The 25,460-nt window shown below is 56.8% G+C and carries 21 protein-coding genes and 2 pseudogenes; 14 read left to right on the top strand and 9 right to left on the bottom strand.

Annotation, left to right across the window (positions count from 1 at the left end):
* The 6 genes and pseudogenes from ACUVSA_RS12420 to ACUVSA_RS12395 all read right to left on the bottom strand — a co-directional run.
* Window positions 1-348, bottom strand: a pseudogene (locus ACUVSA_RS12420) (hypothetical protein); the annotation flags it as partial.
* 292 nt (window positions 349-640) lie between these two features.
* Window positions 641-916 (bottom strand): annotated as a pseudogene (locus ACUVSA_RS12415) (Wzt carbohydrate-binding domain-containing protein); the annotation flags it as partial.
* A gap of 40 nt (window positions 917-956) precedes the next feature.
* Window positions 957-1,841 (bottom strand): glycosyltransferase family 4 protein, encoded by an 885-nt coding sequence (locus tag ACUVSA_RS12410; protein WP_445895086.1) that lies wholly within the window; start codon window positions 1,839-1,841, stop codon window positions 957-959.
* An 18-nt stretch (window positions 1,842-1,859) separates the two neighbouring features.
* Complete coding sequence (locus ACUVSA_RS12405; protein WP_445895066.1) at window positions 1,860-2,117, bottom strand: hypothetical protein; 258 nt, start codon at window positions 2,115-2,117, stop codon at window positions 1,860-1,862.
* Window positions 2,118-2,442: 325 nt separating this feature from the next.
* Complete coding sequence (locus ACUVSA_RS12400) at window positions 2,443-4,146, bottom strand: methyltransferase domain-containing protein (protein ID WP_445895065.1); 1,704 nt, start codon at window positions 4,144-4,146, stop codon at window positions 2,443-2,445.
* Window positions 4,147-4,173: 27 nt separating this feature from the next.
* Window positions 4,174-5,367 carry a glycosyltransferase gene (locus ACUVSA_RS12395; protein ID WP_445895064.1) on the bottom strand — a complete coding sequence of 398 codons (1,194 nt, stop codon included), beginning with the start codon at window positions 5,365-5,367 and terminating at the stop codon, window positions 4,174-4,176.
* Window positions 5,368-5,567: 200 nt separating this feature from the next.
* Between ACUVSA_RS12395 and gspE the strand changes: the two genes are divergently transcribed.
* The 14 genes from gspE (at window position 5,568) to ACUVSA_RS12325 (ending at window position 21,621) form a co-directional block, all read left to right on the top strand.
* The gene (gene gspE / locus ACUVSA_RS12390; RefSeq protein ID WP_445895063.1) at window positions 5,568-7,193 is read left to right on the top strand and encodes a type II secretion system ATPase GspE; all 1,626 of its coding nucleotides are present in this window, start codon (window positions 5,568-5,570) and stop codon (window positions 7,191-7,193) included.
* Window positions 7,193-8,401 carry a type II secretion system F family protein gene (locus ACUVSA_RS12385; RefSeq protein WP_445892394.1) on the top strand — a complete coding sequence of 403 codons (1,209 nt, stop codon included), beginning with the start codon at window positions 7,193-7,195 and terminating at the stop codon, window positions 8,399-8,401. The genes gspE and ACUVSA_RS12385 overlap by 1 nt, the downstream gene beginning before the upstream one ends.
* The gene (locus ACUVSA_RS12380; protein WP_445895062.1) at window positions 8,385-8,843 is read left to right on the top strand and encodes a pilus assembly FimT family protein; all 459 of its coding nucleotides are present in this window, start codon (window positions 8,385-8,387) and stop codon (window positions 8,841-8,843) included. The genes ACUVSA_RS12385 and ACUVSA_RS12380 overlap by 17 nt, the downstream gene beginning before the upstream one ends.
* A gap of 28 nt (window positions 8,844-8,871) precedes the next feature.
* Window positions 8,872-9,333, top strand: a complete 462-nt coding sequence (locus tag ACUVSA_RS12375; protein ID WP_445892392.1) for a type II secretion system protein — start codon at window positions 8,872-8,874, stop codon at window positions 9,331-9,333.
* A gap of 2 nt (window positions 9,334-9,335) precedes the next feature.
* A complete protein-coding gene (locus ACUVSA_RS12370; RefSeq protein WP_445895061.1) occupies window positions 9,336-10,085 on the top strand; it encodes a PulJ/GspJ family protein in 750 nt (249 codons plus the stop codon).
* Complete coding sequence (locus ACUVSA_RS12365; RefSeq protein WP_445895060.1) at window positions 10,058-10,900, top strand: hypothetical protein; 843 nt, start codon at window positions 10,058-10,060, stop codon at window positions 10,898-10,900. Before ACUVSA_RS12370 ends, ACUVSA_RS12365 begins: the two co-directional genes overlap by 28 nt.
* A gap of 23 nt (window positions 10,901-10,923) precedes the next feature.
* On the top strand, window positions 10,924-12,264 hold the full coding sequence (locus ACUVSA_RS12360; RefSeq protein WP_445895059.1) for a hypothetical protein: 1,341 nt from the start codon (window positions 10,924-10,926) through the stop codon (window positions 12,262-12,264).
* Complete coding sequence (locus ACUVSA_RS12355) at window positions 12,261-12,857, top strand: GspMb/PilO family protein (protein WP_445895058.1); 597 nt, start codon at window positions 12,261-12,263, stop codon at window positions 12,855-12,857. The genes ACUVSA_RS12360 and ACUVSA_RS12355 overlap by 4 nt, the downstream gene beginning before the upstream one ends.
* Window positions 12,858-12,878: 21 nt before the next feature.
* Window positions 12,879-15,203, top strand: coding sequence for a type II secretion system secretin GspD (gene gspD / locus ACUVSA_RS12350; RefSeq protein ID WP_445895057.1), 2,325 nt, complete (start codon window positions 12,879-12,881; stop codon window positions 15,201-15,203).
* Between the two features lie 119 nt (window positions 15,204-15,322).
* Window positions 15,323-17,233: a hypothetical protein gene (locus ACUVSA_RS12345; protein ID WP_445895056.1), complete on the top strand. Its 1,911-nt coding sequence runs from the start codon at window positions 15,323-15,325 to the stop codon at window positions 17,231-17,233.
* Window positions 17,234-17,297: 64 nt separating this feature from the next.
* Window positions 17,298-18,479, top strand: a complete 1,182-nt coding sequence (locus tag ACUVSA_RS12340) for a hypothetical protein (protein ID WP_445895055.1) — start codon at window positions 17,298-17,300, stop codon at window positions 18,477-18,479.
* Window positions 18,480-18,719: 240 nt separating this feature from the next.
* On the top strand, window positions 18,720-20,609 hold the full coding sequence (locus ACUVSA_RS12335; protein WP_445895054.1) for a S8 family serine peptidase: 1,890 nt from the start codon (window positions 18,720-18,722) through the stop codon (window positions 20,607-20,609).
* Between the two features lie 161 nt (window positions 20,610-20,770).
* Window positions 20,771-21,082 (top strand): hypothetical protein, encoded by a 312-nt coding sequence (locus ACUVSA_RS12330; protein WP_445895053.1) that lies wholly within the window; start codon window positions 20,771-20,773, stop codon window positions 21,080-21,082.
* Window positions 21,083-21,177: 95 nt separating this feature from the next.
* Window positions 21,178-21,621: a hypothetical protein gene (locus ACUVSA_RS12325; protein WP_445895052.1), complete on the top strand. Its 444-nt coding sequence runs from the start codon at window positions 21,178-21,180 to the stop codon at window positions 21,619-21,621.
* 101 nt (window positions 21,622-21,722) lie between these two features.
* On the opposite strand, the gene ACUVSA_RS12320 is transcribed toward ACUVSA_RS12325, so the two are convergent.
* The 3 genes from ACUVSA_RS12320 to ACUVSA_RS12310 form a co-directional block, all read right to left on the bottom strand.
* Window positions 21,723-23,840 (bottom strand): glycosyltransferase, encoded by a 2,118-nt coding sequence (locus ACUVSA_RS12320; protein ID WP_445895051.1) that lies wholly within the window; start codon window positions 23,838-23,840, stop codon window positions 21,723-21,725.
* Between the two features lie 155 nt (window positions 23,841-23,995).
* Window positions 23,996-25,216, bottom strand: coding sequence for a glycosyl transferase (locus ACUVSA_RS12315; RefSeq protein WP_445895050.1), 1,221 nt, complete (start codon window positions 25,214-25,216; stop codon window positions 23,996-23,998).
* A gap of 4 nt (window positions 25,217-25,220) precedes the next feature.
* Window positions 25,221-25,460: hypothetical protein (locus ACUVSA_RS12310; RefSeq protein ID WP_445895049.1), on the bottom strand; the 240-nt coding region annotated here is incomplete at its 5' end.

Here is a 25,460-nt window from a genome sequence, read left to right as displayed (position 1 = left end):
ATACGACCACCATTGGTCCCACGGATTACGCCAAAGATAAATGTGATAGCCGCCGAGACGCGCTTTTATGGCACCGATGCGGCCGGATGTTCGGCACTCCTGAAAAACCGGTCGCCCTTGGGCAGCATTCACAAGGGCTTGCCAGTAACCAATCCCGAAATCTTGTCCTGGGGCAGGAAAATATGCATCGTAAATGGCTGACTGGTCCAATGTATCTTTCCATGCAGGCCAGACATCCAATAGCTCTTGAAAATACGGCTTGTCTAACCGTGGGTGACGATAAAGATTTAAATCTTCCTCTCCGAAACCCCGCAACAGTATTGTCGGGTCGTTTTTGGCAAAATACACCGCTTCGTGAAGCGGTTCTTGGTAACACCAGTACCCACACGGCGAGCGTCGAAAGACATGAGAGAGATATGTACTGCCCGAGTGAAAAAGGGAGTGTATAAATATAGGCGACTTTTCCATATTTCTACTCTCCACGATCCAATACGGGTGTGACGGCCCATTGAGCTTGCATTTCCACCAATCCTACCGCAACGGTACTATTTGATCCAGTCGTGACTCGCAGGATGGCTGCGTCAACGCGGCGTGAGAGGAATTCTCCACCGCTTTCTGTATCCAGTCGCACGCCGCAGTCTTAATAATACGTACCTGGAGCCAAAGGGTTGGTTAAAAGGAACGAGATTTCCATTGTCTCGCCTTGTTGGAAGTTTCTGGGTGCGACATGCAACTCCTTTAAGTCTACGCCATTAACGGCCTTACCTTCGCGCGTTTTCAGCATCATGGCGAAGATGGGCTCGCAAACGGCTTCGTGAAAGCGAACGCGGTCACACCAACGGAATGGAACACCAGAGTCAACGACGTTGATCCGCCAGCCACGGACATCCACAAGCCAGCAGGCTTCGATATCGGCCTTACCGTTGCCTTAGACTTCCTCACAACTGGCTGCTAGTTCATGGAAAATGGTTTTTCGCGATGACAGCATTGAATACAGCCTGTGTTTCCCGCGCTGTACGCGTCCAGCTGAAGGCCGCCGCTCTCGCGTGCCCTCTGTGAATCAAATTCTGACGGTACTCCGTGGAACCAGTTACCTCATCGATGGCCGCGGCCAAGTCATCCCGGTTTCCGGGATCGATCAACCGGGCCGCGTCCCCCGCCACCTCGGGCATGCTGGAGGTGTTGGAACAGATCACGGGACAACCGCAAGCCATGGCCTCCAAAATGGGAAGGCCGAATCCATCGTACAAGCTGGGATAGATCAGGGCTGTGGCGCCGCTGTAAAGGCAGGCCAGAGTCTCATCGTCCACATAACCGAGACGAAAGATTTGGGGTTGTCGGCGACCCGTTGGAACGGTCTCCAGCCATGTTTTGTCCCCCCACGCCTCCCAACCTGCCAACACAAGGGGAATATCGGATCGGCATCGATGAAGAGCCTTCACCGCCAGGCCGATGTTTTTGCGGGGTTCCAGGGACCCCACAAAAAGAAGGTAATGGTTGGGAAGACCAAGGCGTTTTCGAACCGACGCCACCGCTTCGGGGTTCCTGGGTGCAAAGTGCTCGGCGGGCGCCAGGGGCACCGCGGTCACCCTATCCTGAGCCCATTGCAGAACGCGGCAGATTTCGCGGCGCATAAATTCGGAAAGGGTCAAGATGTGGCTGGCGCAGGACATTCGGCGTCGTTTCCAAAATCGAAAAAACCAAACGCGTTCTCGTGGATGGGTGTGCGGGTATCGAATCAGAGACAGGTCATAGAGGCTGAAAACTTGAGGTGTGTTGGACAGCGCGGCCGGTACGAAGGAGGTTGCATGATAAAGGTCGAAGTGACCCGCTTTTGTGATTTGCCGAAGACGATGTTCCTAGATCAGCCAGTGAACACATCGGAGGGCAAAAACCAGCGGGTCGGGAAGGCTCCAGAGCGCGGCAGGGATTTTAGACCATAAAGCTGGCTTGGCTGCCCGGGGCATGAACTGATGGGCTCGAGCGCCGTCAAAATAGACCAGGTCCATGTCCGACGGGCCGTTCAGCGCTTTCATCGCCCCGTAGAGATTCCTGAGGTATCGCGATATGCCGGTAGCCAACCCCAAGAGGGGTAGGGCGTCCACCACAATCCTCACCGTCGGCCCTCAACAGTTCCAACCGTGAGCAGGGACCGAAACCACGTTTCCCGGCATGCAAAGATCTTGCAGCGCATGGTCACATTCGTGCAATGCTGCCCGATGACAAGGCGCTGCCCACGTGGTGCCATACCAAAGAGAACGAAGACCTGGCCCGTAGCGACATTTTTTCATCTATCTTACTGAACATTCGTAATTTTTGGACAGGACGACCCCTCGCATGGATCCAGGGTGCGGTCAAGGTCCTCGATTCCTTTGATCTTCTTTGTCAGGGAAGCGACCCTTGAGCCCAGAACGCAGCGTTTCCATTGGGACCCGGGTTTTCTCAAAAAAGGTCGGAATCCGCCCGGGTGAAGTAAAAACCCTCCATGTCTTTCGGATCCAGAGGGCTTTGAAAGGGCACGTAGACGAACCACAGGCCTTGACGTTCAGGCTGACGGTCAAACCCCAGTCGAGACAGAAGGGCGGTGAGCCAGGAAGGGGTTTGGGACATCCACAGGCTCACGGTTTGAACCCCCAAGGTCCGCCCCAGCTGATGCAGAGCCCGCTCAAGGGCACCAGGATGCGCCGGGTCCAGGAAGAGGTCTCCGATCACGGCGGTGCCGTTTTTTTTCTCCGCCACTAGATAGGCCGCCACCGGACCGAAGCGCCTGCGCACTTCGAGGAGGGTGTAGTTTCTGTCCGGATCCGCAAAGCGCCAGTTGAGGTAACGGCTGTTTCTGACCACAAGGAATCTGCCGTAGGCGTTTTTGACTCTTTCGTAAAGCGCGTCGTGTTCCGCGCCGAAGGCACGAAGGCTTCGGCACGTGTAATGAAGCCTGTTCCACACAGACGGTGCCAGACACTGCAGATTCAGTGTGTATTCATCCAGCGGATAGACAGGACGGTAGCCGAGAAACATTTTACCCATTTTTTGATGGCTGCCGGTATTGAACCCATAGACAAAAGGGACTTGGGTTTCACACCAGCGCGCAAAAAAATAGCGGGCCGTCCGCACCAGAAGCGACGTTTTTCCAAAGCCCACCTGGCGCACACGGGGATGGGTCATGGTGTCGCCGACGTGCAAGACCATGGCCGTGGTTGTGGTTTTTGTGTCTTCTATGGGCACGTAGTAGCCGGAAAAATTGGCCACCACATGGTTCTGAGCATCCCGGCACACGGCCACGGCGTCCCGGCCGAAAGGGCAGGCGCGGTATTTCCAGCGCCAGTGCTCAAGGGAACGGGAAGCGGCAAAGACCTGCTGGAAAAGCTCCACCAGCCTCGGGTCGTCCTCTTGTGGAGAGGCCATGATGCGGTAGTCGTCCTTTTCCGCTTCAAGGATTTCGTAGCCCCATGCGCCCTCTTCGTGCCTTTGTTTTTGCCTTTGCCAACCAGCCGCCAGGGCATCCAATCCTTCACTCATGGGATATGTCTTCAAGCGTTCCAGAACCGCTGCGCAGGTTGGGGCGGTGTGCGCGCCAATAGCCTTTTGGGAACGGATTTTGAACCCCGCTTCGGCCAAAGCCATAAGGTAGAGACGCCTGGGCTTGACGGCCGTTTCGTGGGCCGTGCTTTCGTCGTAGATCATCTCATCGCACACAAGCATTCGGCCCTGAGGGCGCAGCACCGCGCGGCATGCTTCAAAAAGGTCGCCCAGGCAAGGGAAATGCTGAGACGACTCAAAAAACACCACCAGGTCGTAGGACTCCGGCTTCCACCAAGAGGGGTTCCTGTCTTCAAAGGCTTCGCACAGGAATCGCAAATGAGGGTGGGGAAAATGCTCCTCTGCATACCGAATCATGGCCGCGTCGGGAGCCAGGGCCGTGACGCGGTGACCTTGACGGGCCAGAAGGTAGGCGAAGCGGCCGAAGCCGCAGCCCACGTCCAAGATGTTGAGACCTTCTCCTCGAATGTGGTCCAGCATGAGCTGCGTGAGTTTGTTTTGCGCATCTTCCAGAGTCGGCGTGGTGTCATCCCAATAGCCGAAATGCAGATCGTGCCCCCTCACGATGTCGCGGTAGATGGAAAAAGGAAAGGAGAGCTCTTTCACGGCACCCCTCATGCGGCCTGGTTTTCTTTAGACAAAGCTGGTGCGCTCCGTGACAATGAAGGAAAAAGAGAGGCTGTTAAAGGGCTTGAAACCCGCCGCCGGACCGATGCGCCCAAAGTAGCGCCCGGGAGCCAGCCGCCGAAAAGCGTCCTCGGAGAATTCCGCATAGGCTCCGGTTCCAAAGGCTGCAGCCGCAGGGATGAAATGCACACTGGGGCTCCATTCGAAAAGCCACGGCCTGGGCATTTCTTCAGGAACGCGGATGCGGAACGGCCTGCGGTACGTTCGATTCGATGCACCATGTGTCAGCCTTTCCAATCGATTGCGCGGCCCTTGCGGTATCCATCGCAGGCAGCACCTATACCATGAAAAATGTTTTCGAAGAAAGATCGCATGGGAATCCGCCATGAATTGGCGTTTGTTCGGCAGACTTTCCATGCCGCATTGGTCGAATTCGTGCACCACGGCCGCCCGCGGCTCCACCAAAAGGCGCCACCCTCGGCGGGTCATGCGCCGAAACAGATCGGTGTCTTCAAAATAGAGAAAAAATCCGGGGTCAAAAAGACCGCCCACATCTCGAATGGCATCGGAACGGATCAGGACGGAGCCTCCGGAAAGGTTTTTTACCGGGAACGGGGCGCCGGCTTGCCATGCGCCAAGGGCGTCACGGCGCCATTTTTTTCCCAGAAACCGCAGAAAGGGGATGGCTGGATCACCGAGTCTATCCGCCGCAGAGAGCATCAAAATCCAGGACGGGGGAACCGACGGAGGCAGGAGGAATTGTTTTTTCGGATCCCAATAGATTTTGGGGCCAACGGCGCCGACGCGCGGATCCATGTTCAGAGCGCGGACCAGATGCTGCAGACATTGCTCTGTGAGGTAGGCGTCGGGGTTCAGCAGAAGAAGCGCGTCGGCGGGCCGTTTTTCCCAGGCCATGTTGCAGGCCTGCCCGAACCCCAGATTGTGCGGCGAGATCATGAGGTGAACCGAATCGGGAAGAGTCTTTTTCAAGAGGGCCGCTTCTTGAGAGGAGGTGCTGTTGTCCACGACCACCACATCCACGGAGACTGCATCATCGGAGGTCAAAATGGAGTGGACCGCACGGACGGTCAGCTCGGCACTATGATAGTTCACAACCACGGCGACAAGGCGTCGAATGGGCCGGGCATGATGAGCCGAAAAACTTCGACGTGAAAGATTCGCCATCAAGCGGGCTTTCATGGGACGACTTTTCTCCTCGAGCGCAGTGAGGTTCTTTCGCTAACAGATGCGGCCGCCTAAGTCAAAGCCGTTCTTGTTGCGTTGCAACCCCATGAAGGTTAAGAAACCGGGATTATTGACCACATCGGCCCTTTATGTGCTATGCTGTGCCTCGTCAAGGGTTGAGGAAACCTCACTGAAGCCATGGAGCCCATGATTTCATGCTGGAAATGCTGCAAACGGTGATACGGAAATTTCGCCCGGAATCCGGACCAGCCGCGGGGTCGACGCCGGACCCCGAAGGGGTGAAGCCCGTGGCCGACCTTCCGGATTTTGCCTTCATGGACGAAGTCGATTTTCCCGACACACCCCCCCGCTACAATCCCTTGCCCGTAGCGTGGCTCAAACGCTTCAAGGTCTTGCCCGTGGAAGAAACCGACGACGGTGTGGTGGTCGTCATGGTGGATCCCATGGATCTGGCGACGCAGGAAGTGGTGCGCCGAGCCTACGGAAAGCCTCTCAAGGTCTATCGATCCACAGCGGAAGCCGTGGCGCAATTTATCTATCAATGGTATGAGGCGGACACGGCTTTGCAGGCAACGGAAGCGGAAGGGGAAGAGAATCCGGATCTGGACGCTCATCTGTGGGACAACCCCGAGCATCTGCGGGACATGGCCTCCGAAGCCCCCATTGTCCGTCTCGTCAACCATCTCATTACGCGAGCCGTGGATGTGGGGGCTTCAGACATTCACATCGAGCCGCTCAAGAAACTGGTCAAGGTGCGCTACCGTATCGACGGCGTGCTGCATAATCAGGATGACCTTCCCAAAAAGTTTCAAGCGGCCATCGCTTCGCGAATCAAACTGATGGCCCGCATGAACATCGCCGAAATGCGCCTGCCTCAGGACGGCCGCATCAAGTTTAAGCTCACCAAAAAAGAAATTGACATTCGCGTCTCCAGCCTTCCCACGGTGTTTGGGGAAAGCCTGGTCCTGCGCCTGCTGCAAAAGGAAGACATCTTGCTGGATCTGAACGCTCTGGGCTTTCCCAAGGATCTCTTGAGCCGATTCAAGCAGATCATTGCCCTGCCTTATGGCATTGTGCTCGTGACAGGCCCTACCGGATCCGGAAAAACCACCACCCTTTACGCCGCCATCAACGAAATCAACACCCCGGACCGCAAGATCGTCACCGTGGAAGATCCTGTAGAATACCAATTGGACGGCGTGAATCAGGTGCAGGTGCAGCCCAAGATCGGCCTGACCTTTGCCCATTGCTTGCGGTCCTTCCTGCGCCAGGACCCCGACGTCATGCTGGTGGGGGAAATCCGTGACCTGGAAACGGCCGAAATCGCCATTCAGGCGGCCCTCACCGGCCACATGGTCTTTTCCACCCTGCACACCAATGACGCGGCCGGCGCCATTACGCGATTGGAAGACATGGGCGTAGAACCTTTTATGATCACTTCGGCCGTGGTGGCGGTCCTGGCGCAGAGGCTCGTTCGAAGGGTGTGTTCGGCGTGCTGGGATGAGGTGCGATTGGGCGAGGAAGAGCGGCGGATTTTGAGTCAGGAGTTTGTGGTCCCTTTGGAAAGACTACCCACCTCGTACCGCAAGGGCCAAGGGTGCGACCGATGCGGCGGCACGGGGTACCGAGGGCGCATTGGCCTCTTTGAATTTCTGCCTTTGGATGAGCCGATCCAGCGGGAGATTCTTAAAGGGGCCGACCGCAATGCCATCGTGGCCAAGGCGGTGAGCCTAGGCATGCGCACACTGCGCCGGGACGGCTTGGAAAAAGTGGCGGCGGGCATGACGACTTTTGAGGAAGTCATTCGAGTCACAAGGTGATGCGAAAATTTTTTTACGAAGGTGTCGACCTTCAGGGGCGCAGAGTGCGAGGGACCGAAGAGGCTTCGGATCGGGAAAGTCTCTTGGTGAGCCTCACTGCCCGGGGCGTGCATGTGCTGCGCTGGTCCGATGGGCCCGCAGGCCGGCTGGGCCTTTCCCTATGGCGCACGAGTCGCCTTAGTGCCCGACAGCGGCTGGAATTCATTTCGGAACTGGCCCACTTGGTGCGTTCCGGAGTCCCCCTGGACCGGTGCTTGCAGATCCTTGCCGATGCCGCCACGACGGACCGGGTGCGTCGGTTGGCCTTGAGCCTTCGCGAAGGGCTTCGCGGCGGCCAAAGTCTTTCCGAGGCCGTGGCGCAAAAAGCCCCCGAATTTGGTGAGCTGACCGTCAGCATGATACGGGTTGGTGAAGCGGGCGGCGTCTTGGATGATTCATTGGAGAAACTGGCGGGGTTTCTGGCCCGGACGGCAGAGATCAAAAGATTCATCCTTTCCTCTTCCATCTATCCTGTGGCGCTGCTCTTTGTAGGTATCGCGTCCGTGGCTTCCATTCTGGGTTTTGTCATTCCTAAATTCGCCGTCATTTTGGAGGATTTGGGACCGAACATTCCGACAGCCACTCGCGCCTTGATTGCCGTGAGCGGCGCGTTTCGCGCCTTTTGGTGGCTTTTGGTGCTTCTCCCCTTATGTCTTGTTCTGGTGCTGGTCGCCTATGCTCGAAAACCCCAAAACCGCCGTCGCCTGCACGCGGTGTTTCTTAAACTGCCCTTCCTGGGGCGGCTCACCCTGGAAGTGGAACTGGCCCGCCTGACGCGCACGCTGGGCACGTTGCTGCAAAGCGGTGTGCCCCTTCTTAAGTCTTTGGCCATCGCTCAGGCTGTCGCCCGCAACGTGCTCCTTAAAGAAGCTCTTCAGGAAATCTACGAAAAAGTGCAACAGGGCATGGCCATGAGCCTGCTCATGCGCGCGTCCCCACTTTTTCCACCCATGGTGGTGCACATGACTTCCATCGGGGAAGAAACCGGCGATCTGGGGCGGATTTTCACCAGTGTGGCCGACAATCTGGAAAAAGAGATTCAAGCCAAGACCAAGGCGGCTTTAGCCCTTTTGGAGCCCGTGGTCATCGTGTTTATGGGCATTCTCATCGGGGGCATGGTCATTTCCATGCTTCTGGCCATCTTCGGCATCCATGAAATATCCTTTTAAAAAATGCGGCTTTACCCTTCTGGAGTTGTTGGTGGTGCTGGCCATCGTGGCCGTGTCGCTCACGGTGGTTTTCGCTACCGTCGGAGGCGGGCTGGGTCGAAAACAGGAGCGCCGCTTTGTAATAGAGTGGGAAGGGCTTTTTCGAAAAGCCAGGCTCCAGGCAGTGGCGGGCGGTTCGGCAGTGGCCGTGGTGTGTTCCGACGCGGAACGCCAGTGTTGGATCGCCGACGCCAAAGACCAAGCTCTCAGTGTTCCCAAAGACCTTGAGCTGGAAACCCTGGGCATGCTTCGGGCTGACGAAGGCATGTATGTGCTCTTTTACCCCGACGGGGCCTGCAGCGGTGCGGAATTGGCGGTTGTTCGTCGTGGTGTGGTTCTCGACCGTTTTCGCTTGGATCCCCTGACGGGACTGGTTCTGAGGGTGGCGGCCGAGGGGGGATGAGGGGCGGCACCGGCGTTTGAGGTTCCCCATGCGAAAAAGCCGGCGAGGCATTCGAAAAGACGAAAAAGGCACGGAACGGACCGACGTTTTCGGTGCAAAAGCTCAGGGATTCAGCCTCCTTGAGGTCCTGGTCGCTTTGACGATCATGGGCATCACGGTGGCCGTGCTCTTTTACGGCTTTTCCCAATCCGCGCAACTGAGGTGGCGGGCGCAGGGAGTGTGGGAATCCGCCAGGGTCGCTCAAATGATTTTGGCGGACACCGCACTCATGGACGAAGCGGCTCGCCGAGGCGTCATGAAAGGGCCGGTGGATGGGGAGCCCGGATGGTTTTTCAGGTTGGAAGCCCGGCCTTTGGTGATTCCTTTGGATAGGCAGGCCGAAGCGTACGAAGATCCTCGAATGGTGGAACTGACCCTGTGCGTGTTTTTCGAGGCGCAAGCACCCGGGGCGCCGAGGTGTTTGGTGAGCTGGTACGAAAGGAGAGGGTAAAGTTGCTCCACGGGAGCGTTTTCCCTGCGGGTCGCATGGCCCGCCGGGATCATTGGGATGGCTTTGACGAGGGTGACGGCGGTATTTTGCGCACGGCCTCTGGGTTTACTCTTGTGGAAGTGCTGGTGGCCATGGTGTTGACGGCCATGGCTGTCACCCTGATGGCGACGGCCGTCAGGTTTGGTCTTCTATCATGGCGCCAGCTGGGGCCGGAAAGCCGCACGGACATTTTTTCCTACGCCGTGCCGGTTTCTCTGGGCCGATACTTGGCATATTCGGCGACGGAAGCCACCCCCTGGAAAGGACGACAAGGGGATTTGTTTCCTCTGTGCGGCACCGCCAACGGCATCGCTTTTTACAGCACCTACGGTCCTCCAGGTTCCAGCCGACAAGGGCTGCGGCTCATCGGCTACCTGTACGATCCGTCTCAAAAAGTCCTGGAAGTCTATGACGTGGATATTTTTGAAAAAGAGGGACAAATCGTGGAATGGGTGAGCCTGGCTGAAGGGCTCTTGACCGGCCGACAGGACGTGGGAGCCCCTTTGAGCCGCTACGGGAACGTGACGGCCTTTCAATTGGCCTATGGGGAGGAGGATCCTTCGGAGCCTTCGCACCAGGCACTTCGGTGGAAAGACGCATGGGCGTGCGAACAAAATTTGCAGCCTCCGAAAAGGGTTCGACTGCTTTTCGGCGTCGAAGCCGGATTCGGGGAAAAGACGACCACATGGGTTTTTCCTACGGGAATGCCGTAAAGGGTTTTTTTCGGCCGGGCGCAGGCACTCAAGAGTCGGGGGCGGTGTTGGTCTTTGTCCTGTGGGCTCTGGCGCTCCTGGCTTTTTTGGGGCTGCAAACGGCTCTGGCTTCCCGGCTTCGGGCTTCCGAAGCCCTTGCAGCGTGGCAGCGGTTGCAAAGGGAGGAAGCCGTGCGTTCCGTGATGCGCTATGTCGCGGTTTCGGGGAAAAGCAACAAGACCATGCAGCCTGGATTATGGTACCGATGGCTCGTGGGCGATCAGGAAGTGTGGGTATCCTACGAAAAGGAATCTTCCAAACTGCAACCCACAGAAGCCAACGACGCTAAAATGCGGCAGGCCTTTGCGGCTTATCTGCCGCTTGCGGAAGCTCGAGAGGCGGACGAACTGGTGGACGCCCTGCTGGATTGGCAAGATGCGGACGATTTGGTGCGGCTTCAAGGGGCGGAAGCGGCGTGGTACGTGCAAAGAGGGCTCCCACCGCCGACGAATCGTCCTTTTTCGAGTTTATGTGAGATGCAAAAAGTTCGAGGGGTTCGGCCGGAGCTGTTCTGGGGGGATCCTTTGGAAAAAGCCGTCAGAACCTGGGAGCAGCTGGATGTGCACGGCAGAACGGAACCATGGGAGCCGGAACGGCGTTCCTTGGTGAGTCTTTTGACGGTTGCGGCGTCCGACGCCGATCGCTTGACGGTTTTTCTCCCTTTGAGTGTGTGGACCTATGAGGTGGCCATTGTGGTGGGTAAAGCCGAACCTCACGGTTGGGCGGTGGCTGATCGCTGTCATGGATTTGTGCGGACGCACTATTCTTTTCCGTAAAAGGTCGCCTTAGGACTGGGGGCGTGCTGGAAACGCTTGGAACGAGGCAGGTGGTGCGAAAGGGCAAGCGCATACTCGGCATTTACCTGGATGAAAACAGGCTGGATTATGTCCATGCGGTGAAGCATCTGGGGCAGGTTCGGCTCGAACCGCTTCAAGACGGCATCCCGGCTCACAGAACCCACCTTTCGGGGGGCACCAAAGGTCTGGAAGCTTTTTTGCGCGATCTTTCACCTCGGGCCGACAGGCGCATGGCCATCGGTCTTCCGCGCAGTCTCTTTTTCGTTCGCGAAATCCATGTGCCTCCGGTACCCATGGAGGATGCTCTGGATGTGGTGCGCAACGCCCTGTCCATTCACGTGCATCTGCCCATAGAAGACATTTACTGGACTGTGGACCTTGTGCGGTGCCCGGACAAAACGATTTCGGCGACCTTGGTTTACGTGGAGAAAAAATCCATCGACCCTGTGCTGGCGGTCCTGACGGACACGGGACACCGTGAGCAGTTGAAAGGATTGTTTCCCATTTCATTTGGACTGGCCGCCTGGCTTCGAGCGCAGTCCTCTGTGCCGATGGGTTTGGTGCGCCGAGAAGACGGGCTGCAGGAAGTCCTCGTCGTGAATGCGAGCGGCGTTGTGTGCTCCCGCCTTGTAAACCCTTCGGAAGGGATGTGGAACCGCGAACAGATTCGGGCGTGGTGTCTTGCGCAAGGCGGCGTTGTGGCAGAAAAAGTGCACGACTGGACCGAGTCTGTGGCACCGGACGCTGGGGTGCCTCGCGCCTCTTTTTCCCATTGGCCGCACCCCAGCGCCAACCTGGCGACGGCCGCTGCTGTGGCGCTTCTTGACAGACGCGCGGCCCTCTGTCTGGACGGCAGAGCCCCCGGCATTCCCGGCATGCACCCCGCCAAAATGGTTCTTCCTTTCCTCGTGTTTTTGGCCTTGACGGCCTGGGGACTTGGCGTGCATGTGGATCGCCGCACAGCCGCGCTGGAACGGAGCGCGGCCCGCCTGGCCGAGCAGACTCGTAAGCTGGAAGCGGAACTCAAGCCTTTGGAAAAAAATGCTCAGGAAATAGAGCAGCTGAAAAAGCTCGTCAAGGAAGCGGATGCGTACCTCAAAGCGCGGCCGCGATTCTACGCACTTCTCAACGACATCGCTCAAAGGGTTCCTCAGGGAACCTGGATTTCCCAGTTCAACTATTCGGCGGGTAAAATCACCGCTTCCTTTCAAAGCCCCGATTCTTTGAAAACCATTGAAAGCCTTAGGGAGCTCCCCTTGCTGCAGGACGTGAAACTGCAAGGATCAGTGAATCGAGGTCGAGACGGTAAAGATACCTTCACTCTGGTCCTGGAGTTCAAATGATGGCGATATGGGGGCGCCGAGCGCGGCGCTGGGCGGGCATCGCGGCCTTGGCCGTTGTTCTGTGGGTGGTCTGGTACGTTGTGGAGTGTGCCCCGAAAAGGGAAGCCGCCTCGTCGGCGCAAGCGTCCGAGGAGATGGAAAGAAGCAAGCAGGAAAAGCTGCGCCGGCGCATTGATCAAATTCGGAAGGAGCTTTCCCATCAGGCGCAGCTGGCAGAAGAATTGGGTCGCGTGGAGCAGTTGCTGCTGGAGGCGAAAAGCCTCGACGATGCGGCCTCCAAAATGCAGCAGCGTCTTCAGGAATCCTTTGAAAAGACCGGCATTCAAGTGCAGGCTTACAATGTGTTGGGGCCAAGCGCTTGGCAGGAGATTCCCATGGCTCAGGTGGAATTCCGGCTGCGCGCGGACGCGCCGGCTCTGGCCGGCTTGCTCAAGGCTTTGGAAGATGATGAAAAGCTGATTCGCGTGGAATCCATGCGTGTGGCTTATCAACCAGCCAAGGATTTTCCGCTTTCCGTCTCGCTGCGTGTGGGCACGTTGTTTGTCGACACCAAAAGCGTGAAGACGATTCTGAATCAGGCATCCAAAGAGTAAAACGCCGAAGGAGACGTGACGATGGGGGTTCGAAGCGCCTCATGGAAAATGCTCATGCGATGCGCTGTGCTGTGCCTGACCTTGGGGGTGGCGGGCTGCGCGACGGCCCCCTTTCAGGGCGGCTCCCGTGAAGGCCCTTTGGGCGGGCCCACACCGGCCCTGACGCCACCGCCGCTCCAGGCGCCTTTAGAAACCGAGGCGCGTTCGGAAAAAAAATCGGAAGCGGTGATTGTCGCTCCCACTGAGGGGTCTTTAGCAAAACTTCCCGAGCGGGACCTTTCCTATCGCGGGCGATCCACGATGGAAGCCACCCCCGCGGCCGTCGCTCAGCAGGCCCGCCGAGAAGCGGCCAAACTCACCGCCGCCGACCAGACCGTGGAAGTGGACATGGCTTTTGATGCGGCGGATCTCTACCAGGTCCTGGACGCCACCCTTTACCAGCTCTTTGGCGTCAACTACATTGTGGATCCCAGCATCAAGGCCAAGGTGACCTTTCGGGCCAAAGGGTCTTACACAAAGCCGGCTTTTCTGAAGCTGCTCAACGATGTGCTTCAAGTCAGCGGTCTGGCCTTGGTGGCCGGGCCGGGGGACATGGTCAAGGTGGTGCGCAAGGATCTGGGTGGAGGGCTGAGCGGTACGGGGATTGACGGCTTTTCGGCTGAAGCGGGCTTTACGGATGTGACGCGCCTGATCCGTTTGCGGTATCTCAGCGCCGAAACCGCCGCCGCCAATATCAAGCCCTTTCTGTCTCCCAACGCCGTGGTGGTGCCGGACAAGACCAGTAACGCCTTGATCCTGACGGACACGCTGACCAACATCGAAAAGGTGGCCGGAGTGCTTTCGCTCATGGACGTGGATCGCATTCAGGAGGTGTCCTGGAGGATTTTTCCTTTGCTCCATGCGGAGGCGGACCAGGTGGCCCAGGAGTTGACGGAGATTTTGAGCAAAGAAGGACTTTTCATGCGCCCCGGCGCGGATTCCGGCGGCTTTCAGCTTTTTGCCATTAGAAGCCTGAATGCGGTGTTTTTGGCCACGCGATGGCCGGCGCTCATCGACCAGGCGGCCCGCTGGCTGGCCGTCATCGATCGGCCGGGCGAAGCCGGCCAAGGGGTCTACGTGTATTTTGTGGAAAACGGCTCGGCGGTGGAACTGGCCGATGTGTTGTCCCGGGTCTATGGGCTGCCCACGAGCACGTCGCGGACCTTGAGAACCGCGGCAAAGACTTCATCGGCGGTCAGCGCCAGAACTTCCAGATCCCGCTTGACGTCATCGTCCTCTGCACCCCTCACTGGCCCTACGGGGACCGGCCTTTCCACGGAAAGGCCGTCCGCTGCCGGCGCCGCTTCCACAGCGCCAGAAAGGACGACACTGGGATCAGGTGCCGGGTCTTTGGAGGCGGAAGTGGCCTTCATACCGGATGAAGCCACCAACAGCATCGTCATCAAGGCCAGGGAAAAAGATTACCGCATCATTCGAAACGTTCTGGAAAAGCTGGATCAAATACCGCGCCAGGTGCTCATCAACGTCATCATTGCGGAACTGTCCCTTTCGGGTTCCGCCGAATACGGCATTGAATGGTTTCTTCAGGGACATTACAAGGACTATACAGGCCAGTTCGTGCTGGACAATGCTCGATCGCGAGCCGTCAACACAGCTCTGGGGGCCGGAACCGGGTTTGCCGCCGCCGTCTTTGACAGCACCGATTTTCTTCGAAGTCTCATCAGCGCCCTGGGCAAGGACACCTCATTGAACATTCTCTCGTCGCCCAATATCATGGCTTCCGACAACAAGGAGGCCTATATCGAAGTGGCTGAAGAAATTCCCATTGTGACGGGGGAAGTGACCAGTCAGGAGACCACGGCGACGTCTCGCACGATTCAGTACCGCAAGACCGGCATCATTTTGAAGGTGACGCCGCACATCAACACCAGCGGCTTGGTCAAGATGGACATTTCGCAGGAAGTCAGTGAACGCGGGGAAAAGGATCCGGATCTGAAGACCACATCCATTGTGAGCCGGGTGGCGGAAACGTCTCTGGTGGTGCAGGATGGGCAGATGATCGTCATCGGCGGTTTGATGCGAAACCGCGATGCCGTGAGCCGCTCAGGCATTCCGGGCTTGCGCAACCTGCCTCTTCTCAAATATGTTTTCGGCAGCGAAGGCAAAGAAAACACCAAAACTGAACTCATCATCCTCATCACGCCTCGAGTGGTTCGAGATCGCAAGGAAGCGGAAGTGGTGACCCAGGAGTTTTCAAGAAAAGTCCAGGGGCTTAGAGAAATGCTGCAGTCTCGAGGCGCTGTGGTGGAGGAAAACTTTAAAGTTTCCGAACCGGAGGGACGATAAGACATAAAGAGGCGCCAGCTCGCCTGCCGGTGATTCTTGAAAGCGTGCAGGGAAAGGTGGTCATGTCAGCGCCTCAGGCCGGGGTGCACGAAGAAGAGCCTGATCGAGGAGGGTCTTCCATGAAGGTTCGGGCCAAGTGGATGTGGCGTTCCCTGGGGTGTGCGCTGCTGTGTGTTTTTGTCGTGGCGCCCTGGGCCGTGTGGGCTCAGGACGAAAAGGGATCAGACAATGCAACGCTGGTGGTGGCGCCACGCTCTGTGAATCTGGGAACGTTTCGGCTGCTTCCGGGCCAAAGCCTGGAGCCGGGCTCTTTTACGGTGACGGTGACCGGAGGGCCCAAAGCCGCTGATAATCAGACGTCCACCTTCTTCGTCTCCTGTGATGCTGTTTGGCTCAAGGTGGTGCCGACCACGGGGAATATTCCAGGCTCCTTTACGGTGACCGTGTCCATTTCCAAAATCATGGAAGGGAGCTTTACGGGAACCATCACCGTGGTTTCGGGCTTAGATCCGTCCAAAACGGCCGAGGTCACCGTTTCCTTGACCGTCGTGCGCACGCCGGGCAATCTTCTGACGGTCTCACCCGCGCAGATACAGCTGGATTTTACCACGGCCGACCTCTCGGCGCGGGCCTTTCCCGTGCTGGTGCGCAATGCGGATCCGTCGGACACGACCTTTTTGTGGTCGGCTGCCAGCGCCGTGCCTTGGTTGATCCTTTCGCCGTCCAGCGGCACCGGAAACACGACGGCCACCCTGACCGTGGATCCCACAAAAATTCCCGTTCTCGATGACGACTCCTACGTGGAAGGCAAGGTGGTCTTTTCTTCCAGCCTATCCACGGAGCCGGTGGAACTGGTGGTTAAAGCGCGGGTCATTCGCGTGGCGCGGGAGCGATTAAGCGTGTATCCGGGCTATCTCTTTTGGAGCCTGGAGCGCACGGCGGAGGGCTCTTTGGACGCGGCTTTCGCGCAGACCCTTTTTGTGATTGCTCAGGAAGCCGGCTGGTTTGCCACGGTGGATGTGCCGTTTTTGAATGTCTCGGTGAATCCCGACCTCGAAGTGCCGGGGTCCACGGGCAGATCCGGCTCCATTCAGGTGACGCCCGTTGCCGAGGCTCTTCAGGTCATGGGCTATGGCCGTTTTACGGGACGGATTACAGTCTCCAACGTCACGGGAGACGCTTTCCGCGTGATTCCGGTCACGGTGGATGTGCGGCGTCCCGGGGAACCCATCAGCGGACCTCCCGTCATGCCCGTCATTTCTCAGGCCACGGCGGGATTCCTTATGGTGGAAACCGTAGATTCGGCCTGGTTGGAACTGATCCTAGCCGCGCCTAGGATTGTGGCGCGCTATCCGACACAGGCCGCCTGCGCACAGGCCCAAGGGCGCTGGATGGATCCGGACGGGATGCCCGGAAGCCTGGATGAGACCTGCAGCTTGGACGAAAAGATCTATGTCCTTCTTTCCTTTCCCGACGCCCAGCCTGGCACGGTCTATACCCTTTCGGCACAGCATCCCAACGGGTTCGCTGTGGCGTTTCAAAGCGGCGTCAAGCAACCGGGAGCCGACGACTTCTATTACGCAGCGGGTCCCATTGGATCCATACCCTTGGGTCCTGTGCGCCTTTTGGGTCTGCAAGGCCGCATCATCGTGAGTTCTCGAGTGGGCAAAAGCTTGGCCGACGCCGCGGAAGTGCAACGGGCGCAGATCAATGTGCGAACCCCTGAGGGCACCTGGCTGGTCAGCGAAACCTATCGGGGAGCCGTCTATGATTACGGTACCGATCGAGCGTTACGGTTGCAGCGGGATTCGGAAAGCTACGACTTTGTGGGCACGTGGGGCGACACGCCGGTGATCTGCCGGCCTGGTGATGGAATGGGCAGGCTTTATGTGCTGGAGTTTTGGGAAAGAGGTGTGGCATACAGGTATGAAATCACGTCGTTAACGTGGCAAAAGATGGCTGGACGGTGGACCTTTGCGTATGGAAGGTCGTGGGAGGCCTTTGAGGCGACTCGAGTGGCATTTCGATAGAGCGGAGAACCCTTAGGTCTTCGAGGCACGAGGGATGGCTTGGGGCGGTCTGAGGGAGTGAGCGATGATCAGGACATGCTTGGCGATAGGGCTGGGCCTGTGGATGCTCTCCGGGTGTGGCACGTCGGTGATGGAGCTGAAGACTCCCGTCACCCGTGAGTCTTCGGTCGGGGAGGCCAGAAGGGTGGTCGTGCTGCCGTTTTCCGACTACACGGCGGAAGAGTCCCTCTACGGATATTGGAAGCGCAATGTTTTAATCAACGAAGCCTTGACGGATGAGTTTCTGCGTTATGGCTTTTCTCCGGTGGTCTACGAGGACGTGATGGCCTATCTTCTTGAAAAGGGCATTATTCGCGATACCACGCCGGAGGAGGGCAAGAGCACGGCGACGCTGGCCTTGGAAAAGGAACTGGCCAAAGATTGGTCCCCAGGCATGAAGGCGGAAATTCTCAGTGCCATCTATCGCAACGAAGCCCAGCGCCGTGCGGCCGAGCCTTACTGGAACCAGGAACGGCTGATCACACTGGACAGCGAGGCGGTTCGAGAACTTGGAGGCCGGTTTCAAGCCGACTACGTGCTCCGGGGCCGCGTTCTGGTGTTTCGGTCCGGACAGGAGGACAGTTTCAATCCTCTGCAAACGGGACTGCTGCCGTTTTTCTTTAAAGTGGGGTCGCGCACGGTTTTTGGCGTAGCGCCAAGCGATACTTATGAAATGATCGACAAGATGGCCATCGGCGGCCTCGTGGGGGCGGCTTTGGCCAAAGACAACTGGCCTCTGGAGGACAATGACAAAAAGTTTGTGGGCCATCCTCGGTTCGGCGGCGGGTTGGTGGGCGAAGAGGACTATGCCAGTTTGAATACGGCCATCTGGGGAGCGGCAGGCGCAGGGCTTGCCTTTCTGGCCCACAAAGGAGGCCGAGTGGACCATGGGTGGGTGCAGTTGCGTATGATCGCTCAAGACGCCCGCACAGGGCAGATCGTGTGGGTCAACCGTGCCGAAGTCAAAGTCCTTCCGAAAACCGTGTTCGGTGAAAAGGACGTGGATATTCTCACCAGCGAAGCCCTTCAGCACGCTGTGGGTCGGCTCGTGGACAACTTTGTGGCCAGCCTGACGGGCCGCGAAGTCCTTCGCAGCCGCGTGGACGGCACTTTTTATGTGACCCCGGCGGGGGGCATTCTCGCTCCCGACCGCACCCGTTACGGCACCATTCATGTAGGCCCACCGGTCGCCCGAACGATGGACTGAACCACGACACGGCAAGGGATCGGCAGGTCTGAGCCTGCCGATCCCTTTTTCCATCCCTTGACTGAGCGTTTTTAAGGAAGCACAAAGAATTAACGAACCATTTCCGACGGCACCGAACCCCAAAAGCTTTGTCTTTCCAAGAGCCCAATATCCACGGATGATCTCAGCCGCTATTGTGAGGCTTGCGTATTGAACATTTCCCCTTTCAAGGAGCCACCTTTGCTGCGCCGCATCTCGAAAATGAGGATCCCATTCAGAGTGCTTTTGGGCGTGCTTGTTCTGGTTTTTACGCTATGTGGCCTTGGGTGGGTGAGCCCAGCCTTTGCTCAGGGCGGAGCTGATTCCGTTCCCGGCGAGATTCTTGTCAAATTTAAGGAGGGATCTGTCGGTGCGGTTGAGGCACGCCGAACCCAGGCGGCCATGGAAGAACGCCGGGTGCTGCAGTCCTTAGGCGTGCATGTGGATCGGCATTGGCCGGAATGGGGTGTGCATCGGGCTCGCCTCGAAGATCCGGCTCGGCTGGCAGAGGTCTTGCAAAATCTTCGAGCCCGCGACGACGTGGAATTTGCGGAACCAAACTACCTTCGCCATAAGCTGGAAATCGTTCCCAACGATCCCTATTACGCCGAACAGTGGGCTCTGGAAAAAATCGGGATGCCAAAGGCGTGGTCCGAGAGCACAGGCAGTGCCGGAGTTCTTCTCGGTGTCGTGGACAGTGGCATCGATCTGCAGCACGAAGATCTTGCGCAAAAGATCTGGAAGAATCCCAGGGAGGTGTGTGGAAACCGCTGGGATGATGACGGGGATGGCTTTGTGGACAATTGCCATGGCATCAACGTGATCACGGGCTTTGGTGATCCGATCGACAGCGACGGCCATGGAACACACATTGCCGGGACCGCCGCCGCCGTGGGCAACAACGGGCGCGGCATGGCCGGCGTGGACTGGCGTGCGAGGATTTTACCCATGAAATTTTTGGGGGAAGGGGGCGGGAACGTCGCGGACTTTCTGGAAGCGGTGGCTTTTGCCAAGGCCCGCGGCGTTCGCGTCATCAACATGAGCTTTGGCGCCTATTCCTATTCCGAGGCAGAAAAGCAGGCCATCGCCGGAGCACCCAACATTCTGTTTGTGGCCGCGGCGGGCAACGAGCGCTACGACAACGATTTTCATCCTTTGTATCCCGCCAGTTACGACCTGCCCAACCTCATTTCCGTCGCTTCCAGCAACACGTCAGACATGTTGTCCGGTTTTTCCAACTACGGTGTGCAAACCGTCCATGTGGCCGCTCCCGGGGAAAACATTCTCGGGACCCTACCCGGCAACGGCTACCACAACCTTACAGGCACCTCCATGGCCACGGCCTTGGTGAGCGGCTTAGCCGCCTTGGTCTTTTCCAAATATCCCACGGCGACTCCGGCCCAAGTCAAAGCCCGCATTTTGCGAACCGTGGACCTGTCGGACGCGCTGCAGCCTATCCTGACCAAGGGGCGCATCAATGCCTATCGAGCGCTGAGCGAATCCATAAGTGGACCATACGTTTTCAGAATTATTCCTCAGAGGGAAAGGGTTGGAGCCCAAGTTATTCTTAGAGGTGCTGGGTTCGGATATGTCCCCGGTGTGGTCATTTTCGCAGGCAATGTCACCGGGCAGGTGGTTTCGTGGACGGATGAAAAAATCATTGTTAAGGTACCGAAGGGGGCTCTTTCCGGTGAGGTTTTCGTTCAAACGGCGACCGGCACCAGCAATGGTGTATTTTTCGAGGTTTCCATTGAATTCGCATCCGGGCTGCAGATCGTCTTTCCTGAAGTTCGGGCTGCCCCCTCCCATATTCCCATTTTGGTGGTGTCGAATTTTTCTAAAGAACCAGCCACTGCGTACGTGCAGATCATTGAGGCGCCCAATAGAACACGGACCACGATGATCATTCAGTTGGAGGGATTGGAAAAGTACATTGAAGATTTGAGTTATTTCTACAATCGGCGTGCAGTGCAGTCTCTCACCGTCACATGTCAGTCCTTCAGCCCTGTGAGTGCTGCCGTGGTCAGTCTGAGCCCGGATTTGTCAAAAGTCGTGGCAATGCCGCCCATTATAGGAAAAGCAGCCGATCTTGGAGGGGTGAGTCCTCGATGAAGCGAGTTCTTGTTGGTTTGGTCGTGATGCTGTCCCTGACAGCCTGTGAAATGGCCGGGGTGAGGTCCCCCTCGCTGTCGCCGCACGAGGCGTTGCGTCAAAGGGCGGAGTCCTATTGGAGCGCTAAAAAAGCAAAAGATTGGAAAACGGTGCAAACTTTCGTGGACCCAAAGGTCCTTCCAAGTCTCCAGGATTATTTCAGGAAACATGATGAGTCCAAAGACCTTTCGACCATCGTTTCATTTGAGATTCAAAAACTTGTGGTGGAAGGGGATAGAGGCCACACCGTGACGGCGGTTTCCTTTCTTCTCGTGCATCCCCTTCTTGGTAAGCCGTATCCGTTGCACCAAACGGTGGAAGACCATTGGGTGCAACGAAACGGGTTGTGGTATGTCGTCATTACCCCCCCCAACATGGAGGACTTCTTGCGGCGGCTGCAAAAAAAGCCTGAGAGGTCGAAGCCGGGAGGATGAAAGGAGGTGGCATTTTTTCGTGACGAGAAAAAGGATGGACGTGTTGGTTTGATCCGAAGGCACGAGGCGTCAACAAGAATGAAGGAGAAATGATCATGAAAAGACTGCTCTGTGTTGCCATGACCTTGGCATTGGTTTTGGGCATTGGAATGGCTTATGCGGAAGACGCTAGAGTGCCGCAGGAATTTCAGGCCCAATACGAGCAAGAAACCGGCGCAAAGGCGGCGTTTTTCATTTGGTTTCCTGTAGCTCCACAGCTCAAAACACCGGGCTGGCAAAACATTCTCATTCTCTCCAATGCCGCTAACATTCCGATACAAGTTCAATGCTGGTTCACATCTTTCGCCCGAACCCAGACTGTAAAACCATATAGTTTGGGTCAGTTTGAAAAGAAGATTTTCTTTTTAGAAGATGAGTTGGGATCTAAGGACGAAGTCTATGATATTTTCTGCGGATCTTCGAATCTGTTCGGCGCGGGACTCTTGTTGCTTGAAAAAGGCGCCATCGTCACAGCGTGGCCTCCAGTGGTCTTTTTCTAGTCGAGAATTATGGCGGGCTGATTCCCATCCACGAAGACGTCCCGGGCGCTCTCTCGGGGGGCCGCTCGGGGCGTCTTTGCTGCCCCGTAAAAGTCAAATTTTCAGCCGGACCTGCTCCCACCGCCTTTTAAGGGCGCTCTGACAAGAAATTTGAAAAGCCGCAGAGGGAAGAGGGCCATTATTCGAAAAATGGGACGCCACCGAGGCGTATTGTGCATTTTCATCTCCACGTAATCCAAAAATTGGACAAGCACAGAACGGAAAGGGACCTGGGGGTCGATGTAAAGGGCCCGCTTGGGGGAAGGCGTGTGAGGCTCGGCTTGAGAGCCTTCAGCGCAAAGGAAAACCCGCCTTTTTCTATCCCAAAAGGCGACAGGCACCAGGTCATGGTAGTCCCTCACCATATCCACGTTTGTTCGAAAGGGCATATCCTTAAGATGCCGCGCAACTTGATCAATAGAATGGGGCGACGCCTCAAGCTGGCGCAGCGTCTGAACAATGGCATCTGCCCGCGGTTCGCATACCCATCCGGAGACGCCGTCTTGAACCCGATCCAAGAAACTTCCCACGGTCGTGACAACAGGGGGAATACGGAGCGCCCACAGTTCACTGAGAGTGTAACTAAAAGTTTCCGGGACGATGGAGGCAAGAAGACCGACATCGGGGTTGAGCTGCTTAGCAATCATGGGAAGATCCTTCCTGCGGTAATGGGAAACAATGGTCACGTTGGGAAAGGTTTTGAAAAGGGCCCCGTCTTCACCGCATCCAAGCAGGGTGAATGTGAACGGATGTGCCAGTCTGCCGATGACCTCCAGAAGGATAGACTGCCCCTTCTCCTTTGAGAGGCGCCCGGGGACCAAAACGTGCAGCCCCTTGCCTTGTCCACCGTCCGACCGTCGCGTGGAAAGCCCGGTCTGCTCGGAGGCAAAATCAGTGGGAATCCCGTGCGGGATGACGTGACGCTCGAGGTGGGCCAGGCGCGGTTCGATCCGCAACAGGTTTCGAAACACGGAAGGGGAGGGCGCAACGAGCGGAATTTTTTCGGCTATGAGTGTATCGACAAAATTCTTTCTTAACAGCAGAAAGTCCGATGGCGTGACATTGCGAAAAATTTGGGGCAATGGGTTGTGTGCAAAGCAGGATTGAATGATATTTTCCGTGCATTGCACGCACTCTCCAAAAAAGTAAAGATATAAATAGGGGCAGATGGGGTAAAAATCGTGAAAGATACCAATTGTTTTTAATCCCGTTCGATAAACATCCAGAGAATGCCCGATGACCGACGAAACCAAAATGACTTCGACTCCAAAAGTTTCTAGAATTTCTCTCAAAACGTGTTTGTATTCATAGTGAGAAACCGCCGTCGCTCGAATGGGTAAAGAAAGGTTCCACTCGCGGATTGGAATGGGGGAATCCTGCGCGTAAAGAGCAAGCCGTTGCCCGAAGCGGCCCCAAGTACCGATGGACCGAAGCACCAGATTGTGGCGCTCCTTGTCTGCCTCGAGAAAATCCTCAACCCATTGGCCCAATCCTCCTCCCCAACTGTGGGCCACGTGAAGTTGTGTCGGTCGAATGGGTTTCGTGCCGGCTTCGTTCGGCCCCTCTGCAGACCGGTTGGCAAAAGCCCATCGAAGGCCTGTGAGCGGGTGCTGCCGGAGGAAGTCCTGGATGTCTTCCCGACGCATGAGAAGGGGATCGCGATTCTCCCATGGAATTCTGGAATCATCCACATAAAGCGCCTCAAAGCCCACAAGAGTCCAGCCCGCGGCCCAAAGGGCCTGAGCCAAGGCATCGTCGGAAAGATTTAAAATGTGGTCGCCCAGATGCATCAAGGCCGCGCTCCGAAAGAAGACACACGAACGCAGGTACACGGGGACATCGAAGATTTTTTTTCGACACGCGGACTGCAGCCATTGCGTCGTGGCGTCAGGGTCGAGAGGGCGTCGAGGCGGCTTTGCCGTCAGGGAAAAGAAAGGGTCTCGAGCGGAAAGCGGAGAGACGGCCGCAATGACGTCATCCAAGCAGGCGACGGAGCACAGAAGATGTTCCCAGTTACGACTGACGCGAATCCCTGCTCGAAGGAAAATAACGTCTCGGTTCTCTAAATGAAGAGCGCGGTACGCTCTACCGATGGCGGATCCTTGTCCCGAAGGAAGAATGACATGGGCGAAGACTTCCTGAAAATCCTTTGGAACGGTGACACCTTCTTCGGCGGCCACAATAAGTTTTCCTCGGCTTTGGGCAGTATGGAGGCTTTGCAGGGTCAACTCAAGGAATTTGTCTTCGCCCCGCCCGGCCAAGAGGCACACAAATGGTTCGTTCTTAATGGAGTTGGTTGAGAAAATCTTGCCCATGTTTTGCTAGACTCGGCGTTTCAGCGGACAAAGGGACGGCTTACGGCGAGGGCGGCCTCAAGGGCTTTGACCAAGCAGGGCTTGCAAAAGCCAGGCAGGCGGGGGCTGCTGACGATTTTTTTCTTTGTATACGAGGCGAATTCCCAAAGTGCCCGCCTGTACGGAACATCCAAACCCATAGGGGTGGACGAGGTGCCACCGTCTCCATAGTGGGCTTTATACCAATGATAATAGCTGTGATTGATATCCTCCGCCGAGAAGGGGTTCGGAAAGGCCTTCTGCACGTCAGGGCGGGTTCGATAGACGGCGCGCTGGTGTGCGCTGATGATCTCCCCGTTACTGTACCTGGCGTACACAGAGTCTCTGTGGCCGAGGAGCTCCTGGCCCTCTTGCTTGCACGCCTCAATGTACCACTGGCGCAACTCAAAAAGGACCCTCTTGTCTCCGGCATATTTCTTGAGCATGATTTCCTGGGCACCGCTGTCAAAGCCTGAAAAATGATAGAACCCCAAAGGCTTGCCGTTAATGAAGATGCCGCTTTTGAGCGAGCCTTCCGCGTGACGATGGCTGAGGTTCCAGGTGGCCACGTTGAAACCGGGGTCCCGCAGGATCACCACCTCATCGAAAAAACACGGCGCCAGATCCACCCAGCGCTGGTCGGTGAAAAGCCCTCCAGGAATATCGTCCTGACAGAAGTGATAAAGGCGTGCACTCCACCAATCCAAAAACCGCATCCCCTCGCCCGTTCGTCGAACGCCGAGAAACCCCAGGTTGAAGACACCGTGCTTGAGGCTGGCGATTTCATTATCGGCGACGGCGCCCAGATCCTCTTCGGGGTCGGTGAGATGCGGGGTGAGTAAAATGCTGCCTCGTTCCAGATGAGCCGCCAACTCGTCAAATCTTCCAAAAACGACAATGTCCGGATCAAAATAAAAGACTTTGTCGGCCGCCGTTTCTCGAAAAATCTTCTGAAAAGCCAATCCCTTCACGGCGGTGCACAGTTCCACCAGGCTGTGCCCAAAGATCCAGCCTTTTTTGTTGGGAATATCCAGAGAATCCAAAACGATGAGGTTGTCAAAGGGTTCCCGGCGCAGATCAAAGTCTGAAGGAGGCTCGTCATTCAAGCACAGATGCATGTGCACGTCGGGACAGACGGATTTGAGGGATCGTGCAAGAACCCGCGCCTTTGGAAGATAGTTGCAGGTGATACTGGTAAATGCATGAATGCTTTGTGGTTTCAATAGCTTATTCCTTATCCGAAGATGGGCTTGTTACAGGGGTTTTGCCGGTCAGTTGTTGGTACCGAGTCTTGGCCTTATGAAACGAACCAAAAACGAACCGCAGCGGAGCCGTCAGTTTCCAAGCCGTGGAATTCAAGAGAATTTGCTTTTCATGTTCCAAGGCCTTCAGCTGGTCCTTGAGAAAATTCATCTCCTGGGATTGATGGTGAGACACGTCGCGCTGCATGGTCAAAGCGGCCTGAAC

The organism is Desulfosoma sp. (assembly GCF_052743555.1).
This window is presented reverse-complemented; position numbering and strand designations above follow the sequence as displayed.